Origin of the sequence: Pontiella sp., from assembly GCF_041622395.1 — a bacterium.
Lineage (GTDB): Bacteria > Verrucomicrobiota > Kiritimatiellia > Kiritimatiellales > Pontiellaceae > Pontiella.
This window is the reverse complement of the sequence record NZ_JBFJYW010000303.1, coordinates 1-4,492: the sequence shown is the minus strand read 5'-3', so window position 1 is coordinate 4,492 and position 4,492 is coordinate 1. Positions and strand designations below refer to the sequence as shown.

Here is a 4,492-nt window from a genome sequence, read left to right as displayed (position 1 = left end):
CTACATCGACCGCAATTTCGAGCCGATTGGAATTCATGGCGGCACCGTCGATGGAGAGTGGACGGACTATTCCCGACCGCAGATCAACGGCAACAAGACCGATGTGCGCTGGGTGTCGTTCTCCGGCGATGACGGAACCGGGCTGCTGGTTGCCGCCGAGGGCGCGCCGTTGGGCATTGAAGCCCGGCACTACGGCACGCCGACCATGCGCGAGTCCGACTACAGTTTCCAAATGGAGCGGTCGGACGACATCTTCCTGAACATCGATGCGGCGCAGAACGGGGTGGGCGGGATTAACTCCTGGGGGCAGAAGGCGCTCGAAAAGCATCGGCTCAACAAAAAACAATATGCGTATGCCTACCGGCTGATTCCGGTGGCCGGCGACGTTGACGCGGCTTTGGCCGGCCGCGCGGCCTTCGGCCCGGCCGATGTCCAGGCTTTGGCCCGGCCCGCCGAGTCGTCGTTGCCGAAGATTCCGTCGCCGTCGCAAAAGAATCAATAGGGGGAGAATATGAACCGTTGCCGTTTTGTATGCTTGCTCGGAATGGGCGCTGGCATCGCCGCGTTCGGCGGGGCTTCTAAATCGATCCATGAAAAACCCAATGTGGTCATCATCTATGGCGACGATGTCGGGTTCGGGGATGTTGGGGTGTACGGTTCCAAAATGATTCCGACGCCGAATATCGACCGTTTGGCGAAAGAGGGGTTGCGGTTTACCGATGGCCATTGCGCGGCGGCCACCTGCACGCCGTCGCGGTTCTCGCTGCTGACCGGCATCCACGGGTTCCGCCACAGCGCGCGCGTGCTCCCGCCGGATGCGCCGCTGATCATCCCGACCGATAAGATGACCCTGCCGACGCTGTTCAGGAAAGCGGGGTACCACACCGGCATTGTCGGCAAGTGGCATCTGGGCATTGGTGACGGCAAAACGCCGGTTGACTGGAACGGCGATGTGAAGCCCGGGCCATTGGAGGTCGGCTTCGACTATTCCTTCCTGTTGCCGTCGACGAACGACCGCGTTCCCTGCGTTTATGTTGAAAACCATCGCGTCGTAAATCTCGACCCGTACGACCCGCTGTATGTGGGCAATTCCCTCAAAGAGGTGCGCAAGCCCGGAAGCACGCAGTATCCCGACGGCAAAACCAATCGCGACGCGATGACCTATTACCCAAGCACTCACGGACACAACAACAGCGTGATCAACGGCATTGGCCGCATCGGCTACCAGTCGGGAGGTAAGTCCGCGCTCTGGGAGGAGGAACAGATTGCGGACGACTTCGTTGCCAAGGCCCGCGCATATATCGCTGCGCACAAGAACGAGCCGTTCATGCTCTATTTTGCCTCGCAGGACATCCATGTCCCCCGTGCTCCGCACCCGCGTTTCAAGGGCCGGACGAAGCTGGGCTATCGCGGCGATGCCATGGTGGCCTTCGACTGGGCCGCCGGCGAGATTTTGGATGCTTTGGAGGAGTCCGGCCTGACCGAAAATACGATTGTCATTCTCTCGTCGGATAATGGTCCCGTTTATGACGACGGCTACGATGACGGAACCACCGTGCTTTGCTCGATGGAAGAAGAGGATCGTGGCCATGACGGTTCCGGCATATGGCGTGGCGGGAAATACCAGATTTTCGAGGGCGGTACCCGCGTGCCGTTCATCATCCGCTGGCCGGCGCGGATCCAGCCGGGCACCTCCGGCGCGCTGGTCAACCAGATCGATCTGATGGCCTCGTTCGCCGAACTCCTGGGCGTTGAATTGCCGGAAGGTTCCGCGGTGGATAGCCGGAACTCGCTGCCGGCCTTCCTCGGTCGCGACCCGCAAGGGCAGGAGTGGATGATCGAGGAGTCGTTCGGTCTGGCCCTCCGTCGGAACGAGTGGAAATACACCCGCCCTGTCCAGCCCGGGTGGCCGGTGGGGCGGCCGCCGATTCAGCGTGCGCTATACAACCTCCATGACGACCCCGCCGAATCCAGGAATGTCATCGAGAATCATCCCGAGATCGCTGAAGAGATGGAGCGCAAACTCGATGCGATGGTGAACTCCGGCGGTATTCGCAAGTAAGCCGGGAACCGAATGGATCGGCCCGGGGTTTGCAGCGCGGGGCGAAGCGCGATGGGTCGTTCGCAATACGAAACCGATCAAAGCGGCTACTCGTCGCGGCCGCCGAGCAGGCCGAGGCGCATCAGGTAGTAGAGCAGGGTGAGCAGGGCGGTGACGGCAGCCGCGACATAGGTCAGGAACGCCGCATCCAGCACTTTGCCCGCATCCTGCGCCTCGTTGGGAAGAACGATTCCATCCGACACCATCTGCCGCTTGGCGCGCACGGTGGCATCCCACTCGACCGGCAGCGTGACCAGCGCAAACAGCAGGCCGACGCTGAACAGGCCGACGCCGAATTTGATCAGCCCCATGCTGTTCATGAAGATCCCGAGGAAGATGAACACATAGGAGCCCCACGAACTGAATTGGGTGACCGGCACCAAGGCGCTGCGGAGCTGGAGCGGGACATAGCCGTGGGCATGCTGCAGGGCGTGGCCGGCTTCGTGGCAGGCGACCCCGATGGCGGAGAGCGACGGCGAGTCGTAGACGTCCGGCGAAAGGTTGAGCGTTCGGTTGGCCGGATTGTAGTGGTCGGACAGGAACCCGCGCACGCGCCGTACCTCGACCTCGTGCAGTCCGTTGCGGTCGAGCATCCGTCTCGCGGCCTGCGCGCCGCTGAGGCGGCTGCGGGAGGCCACTTTGCCGTATTTGTTGAAGGTGCCCTTGGTTTTCGCCGAAGCGATGCCGGCCAGGATGAGGCCGGGAATGATGAACAACCAGTATAAGGGATCTAAAGACGTTAGGATCATGACTTGTGCTTCCTTTCGAAGTTTACCCGTTCTGACGTCGCGACCGCCGAAACGTTCATAAAATCGCCTGAAATATGGCGGACGGATCGGCGGGCGGCAACATGAACGCATGGGCGGCGGGGGGATGGTTGGGTGGGGGGAAGACGGGCGTGCGGAGGTTCCGAACCCGGAACCGTCCGCCCGGCCGCCGTTGCGTTTTTCCATGGGTATTCCGTCGAGACGGCTTCTTGGCAGGAAATACTAGCAGAGAGGCTTGACCGCATCCGGGTTCTAAGGCAAGTTGCGGCCTTTCCTAGTCACACCCCCTAAACATAACCCGAGGAAGGTATGTTATGAGCGATTGGATCGGCCATGAGTGCGGTATTGCCGCTGTCAGACTTCTGAAACCCCTCGATTTCTATATCGAGAAATACGGCACCCCCATGTATGCCGTCAACAAACTGACGCTCCTGATGGAAAAACAGCACAACCGCGGCCAGGATGGCGCCGGGGCCTGCGCCATCAAACTCGACATGCCGCCGGGCGAGCCCTACATCTTCCGGACCCGCTCCGCCGACAAAAATCCGATCATGGCCGTGCGCAACCGCATGGTCAAAGCCTTCGCCGATGCCCGCGAAAGCCATCCCGAAAAGATGGACGACGGCGAGTGGGTGAAGCAAAACGTCCTCTTCGCCGGCGAGCTGCTGCTCGGCCACCTGCGCTACGGAACCCACGGCGCCCAGGGCGAATCCTTCTGCCACCCGTTCCTGCGCCAGAACAACTGGATGACCCGCAACCTCGTCGTGGCGGGCAACTTCAACCTTACCAACAACAACGAGCTGTTCGATATGCTCGTCGAGCTCGGCCAGCATCCGCGCAACAAGGCCGACACCGTCATGGTGCTCGAAAAAATCGGCCACTTCCTCGACGAAGCCAACGATTTCCTCTTCCGCAAATACCGCAAGGAAGGCCTCAGCCGCATCGAGATTACCGAGAAGATCGTCCAGGAGCTCGACGTGACCCGGATCCTCAAGAAGGCGACCCGCTCGTTCGACGGCGGCTATGTGATGTGCGGCATGATCGGCCACGGCGATTTGTTCGCCCTGCGCGATCCCGGCGGCATCCGCCCCGGCTTCTACTATCAGGACGACGAAATCGTCGTGATCGCCTCCGAGCGCCCCCAGATCCAGACCGCGCTCAACGTGCCCATCGGCCAGGTGAAGGAGATCGAACCCGGCCACGCCTTGGTCGTCAAGCGCACCGGCGAAGTGCTGATGGAAAAGGTGAACGAGCCGATGGAAAAAACGCCCTGCTCGTTCGAACGCATCTATTTTTCGCGCGGCACCGATGCCGATATCTACCGGGAACGCAAGAAGCTGGGCCGCTCGCTGGTCCGCCGGGTGCTGGACGCCGTCGATTACGACCTCGACAACACCGTCTTCTCCTACATCCCCAACACCGCCGAGACCGCCTTCTACGGCCTGATCGAGGGCGTCAAGGATGTGGTCGGCGAGCGGATGAAATACCACCTGCTCAAGGAACACCGGCTCACCGCCGAACGCATCGACGAGCTCCTCTCGTTCCAGCCGCGCGTGGAAAAACTGATGACGAAAGATGCCAAGTTGCGCACCTTCATCACGGCCGACGCCGACCGCAACGATCT

The 4,492-nt window shown here is 61.2% G+C and carries 3 protein-coding genes and 1 pseudogene; 3 read left to right on the top strand and 1 reads right to left on the bottom strand.

Translation table 11 applies throughout. From position 1 onward, the window contains the following. Together ABYO54_RS14415 and ABYO54_RS14410 are read left to right on the top strand one after the other, a co-directional pair. Nucleotides 1-502 (top strand): annotated as a pseudogene (locus ABYO54_RS14415) (hypothetical protein); the annotation flags it as partial. Nucleotides 503-544: 42 nt separating this feature from the next. Next, nucleotides 545-2,062 carry an arylsulfatase gene (locus ABYO54_RS14410; protein WP_372808944.1) on the top strand — a complete coding sequence of 506 codons (1,518 nt, stop codon included), beginning with the start codon at nucleotides 545-547 and terminating at the stop codon, nucleotides 2,060-2,062. A gap of 86 nt (nucleotides 2,063-2,148) precedes the next feature. On the opposite strand, the gene ABYO54_RS14405 is transcribed toward ABYO54_RS14410, so the two are convergent. Further along, the gene (locus tag ABYO54_RS14405) at nucleotides 2,149-2,850 is read right to left on the bottom strand and encodes a zinc metallopeptidase (protein ID WP_372808943.1); all 702 of its coding nucleotides are present in this window, start codon (nucleotides 2,848-2,850) and stop codon (nucleotides 2,149-2,151) included. Between the two features lie 332 nt (nucleotides 2,851-3,182). Between ABYO54_RS14405 and ABYO54_RS14400 the strand changes: the two genes are divergently transcribed. Then, nucleotides 3,183-4,492, top strand: a 1,310-nt coding sequence (locus tag ABYO54_RS14400) for an amidophosphoribosyltransferase (RefSeq protein ID WP_372808942.1), incomplete at its 3' end; no start/stop codon positions are given.